Origin of the sequence: Chromohalobacter sp. HP20-39 (assembly GCF_033052815.1) — a bacterium.
Taxonomy (GTDB): domain Bacteria; phylum Pseudomonadota; class Gammaproteobacteria; order Pseudomonadales; family Halomonadaceae; genus Chromohalobacter.
In genome coordinates, this window is record NZ_JAWHTP010000142.1 from 1 (window position 1) to 462 (window position 462).

Here is a 462-nt window from a genome sequence, read left to right on the forward strand (position 1 = left end):
CGTCAATCACATTCCTACGCGTCGGACGCCGCAGTGTCGACTTCTCTGGGCTCCAGCACTTTCCAGATTTCTGGCGACCACGCTTTCATGCATTCCTTGAGGCTTGCGCCTTGAGCAACCTCATTCCAAGTTTCTGCCAACACCGGTAAGCGATAGAACTCCTCGCCGCTGTATACGCTCAACACAGCAAACTGCAGCCGATCAGGCGCCTGCGTAACGTGGAGCTCGGTTGCGTGCGCCAATGCCTGTGTCAGAGTCTGATACAAGTCGGACCGGCGCCGATCCGCAATCAGTTCAGGCGTCGTTTCCGAGAGCGCGCTAAAGATGGTGTCAGGTTCGCTTGCGTCGAGTATGGCGCCAAACTGGTGAGCGTCGAACTCCAACGTACCGTCAAGCGGCGATACCACGGGCTCCGCACCAATCGGCTTGACTGCGAGGAGCTTCGCATGCCCTGCTCGGTCG

General features: G+C 58.4%; 1 protein-coding gene. It reads right to left on the bottom strand.

The features are described from left to right. Positions 1-14: 14 nt before the first annotated feature. Positions 15-462: hypothetical protein (locus RVY79_RS17350; RefSeq protein WP_317465726.1), on the bottom strand; the 448-nt coding region annotated here is incomplete at its 5' end.